The sequence below is a fragment of the Segatella maculosa OT 289 genome (assembly GCF_000243015.1).
Classification (GTDB): domain Bacteria; phylum Bacteroidota; class Bacteroidia; order Bacteroidales; family Bacteroidaceae; genus Prevotella; species Prevotella maculosa.
The window spans coordinates 1-2,362 of record NZ_JH594510.1; the positions used below are offsets into that span (position 1 = coordinate 1).

The following is a 2,362-nucleotide window of genomic DNA, read 5'->3' on the forward strand; positions in this document are numbered from 1 at the left end:
GGGCTTTAATTCCCGTGCTGCCCAATTCCCCCTTCCTCTTTTTTCTTCTTCTTCTTTTTCTCCTCACCTTTCCATTCTTCCCACTCAATCGGCGTGTCGGTCAGGCCACGGGTAGCTACACGGCTGCCACCGCCGCGCTCGTAATGGGTCTCGGGATTGAAGCGCACGCGCACGCCGACGATTTGGTTGGCCGACACCTTTTCGGCTGCGTCCACGCCACCCTTGGCCGACACGGCCGTGAAGTAGAACGAGCCGATGCCGTCGAGCTTTACCGAGCGGCCCTGCGACATGTAGTCGGCCATCACCGGGCCGAGCGAGGTGAGCACTGCGGCCACGTCGGCCGGACTGACGGTCGACTCAGCGGCCAGTCGCTTGGCAACCTGCGCCGTCGTCACCGGACTGCCCACCAGTACCGATTGCGGGTACCACTTTTTGTTGATTTTTTTCAACATCTTCTTAAAAAATGCCATACGCAAAAATGTTAGTTGTCGGAATGCCGACTCCGAGGGCGTTTTGACAAGTATAGGACTTGTAGTCGACAAGTATAGGACTTGTGCCCCACAAGTATAGGACTTGTCATCGACAGGTATAGGACTTGTCATCGTGTCCTCCCATCTCCGTACTCATGCCCCTATATTTCTTGTCAAAACTTTTCATTGTTTTTATTCCGACGGGTTAATAATTATATTGATTAAAAAATAAATATTTCCGAGTTTAATTGTCCTTTACCAATCAATTTCGAAACGGATTACTCAAACGCCTTCGCTGGAAGCCCCAACATACGCATTGAAGGATTGACTTTTACAGTTCCATTAGAAAAATATAATCCATATGTAAGGCCGTAATCAATACCATTTGATGGCCAGTAATGACCAGCTATACCAAAGTTGTTTAGTTTGCCTTTATAGTAGAAACCCAATGATGGCAAAAAGAAGTAGTCTGTAATATTAGGAACTGGAGTATGTTTGGGTACAAGGTCACTTGGCAGAGTACCTTGTATTCGATAATCTGTTGTTCGCCAATCCGTGGGGCTTACTTTAGGATATCCAGTTTTCATTTGCTGCTCAGTGATTCCCTCATCAGCCATTATTTTAGTCTTTTTCTTCAGCCAAATGCCTGTAGCATTCGCTTGTTTTAAATGTCCGTTTTCCGCATAAACAACATTATGTGATTCCCAGTGTGCATCACCTTTATAGGCATACCAAAACATTTCGTTGGCATTGGGTAGTGTTTTGAAAAGATCATTTCTTTGTGCAGTAGGCTGAAAGTTCTCATTGCACCAGCGCTGTTGTGGGTCAGAACTATTTTGTGGATAGTGTACGCCTGGAAGAGGGCCCGGGCTTGGATCATTAGTTATAGGCTGCTCGTTCTCATAACCATACCAATAGTCATGGATTGCATCCCACATATAGTATTTGTAGTCTTTGGGATTAAGGCTGTTTCCGGCATTAGGTATAAGGTTGGCCGTAACGTCATATATCTTTCCTTTGTCAAGAGTAATTCCTGTTCTGATATCTGTGACGACAGTCTCAATGTTTGTTGTCGGGTCTTTGATGGTGTACTCTATCTTGAAGTCGTATTTGTCGGGGGGAACAACGAGATAGATCGCGTTCGCCGCTTGGTTCTCGGTTGTAGAGAGCGGAAAATCAGGAAGAGTTATCTCAATAGACCTACGAATTGTCGGAGTGCCGATATAATCAATGTCGTCACCATTAAAGCTATGGAAGCCAGGAAAGAAACTTGCCTTGCTGGTGGCTTGGTTCGCTGTGACCTTGATACCTTTCAGCTGGATATTGGGGGCAAGAGCGGCATTCGTACATCGGGGTAGAAAACACAAATAGGAAGACTTGTGGGAGAGCGTGAAGTTAAACTTATCGGGGTTGCCCGTGTTGTGTGCCACGCCCGAACCACAGTCGCCCCATTCTCCTGCCTTGCTAAAGTCGTTAGCTATTGTGCGACTCTGATTTTGTGGAAAATAGACAAGGTTCGCAGGGGCATAACTTAAAAAGTTTCCTGCTGTGGTGTAACGCACTTCGCAGCCGTCGGCATAGTCTGCCTTGCTGCCGGGCAGGGTGAACTCTGCGCTGGCTCCGCCGTCGTGCAGTGTTGTGCCCGTGCTCTTTGCCCAAGTGCCGTCTTGTTTCTTCACCCAAATGTAGTCGTCGCTTGTCCAATAGGCTTCGGCTCCGTTGCCGGGTGTGTGCTTGATGTCTGTGCGTGTCTTCGCACCGGCAAACTCGTCTTCATCTATAAACCGACGCTTTGCCGAAATCTTTGTGTCATTGGTCGCGAAGACTACGCTGCCTTTCGGTGCTTCGGTTCCGTTCTCTTTCTTTTTGTCTTGCGCAATGTCTTCATTGGC

2 protein-coding genes are annotated in these 2,362 nt (G+C 47.8%); both read right to left on the reverse strand.

Annotation, left to right across the window (positions count from 1 at the left end; genetic code table 11):
* Positions 1–5: 5 nt before the first annotated feature.
* Positions 6–470, reverse strand: coding sequence for an HU family DNA-binding protein (locus tag HMPREF9944_RS10845; protein WP_044113677.1), 465 nt, complete (start codon positions 468–470; stop codon positions 6–8).
* Between the two features lie 278 nt (positions 471–748).
* On the reverse strand, positions 749–2,362 hold a 1,614-nt coding region (locus HMPREF9944_RS10850), incomplete at its 5' end, for a hypothetical protein (protein ID WP_008566332.1).

Excerpts from the sequence above, each read along its gene's own strand:
- HMPREF9944_RS10845 (WP_044113677.1), bottom strand. The coding sequence starts at position 470 with ATGGCATTTTTTAAGAAGATGTTGAAAAAAATCAACAAAAAGTGGTAC.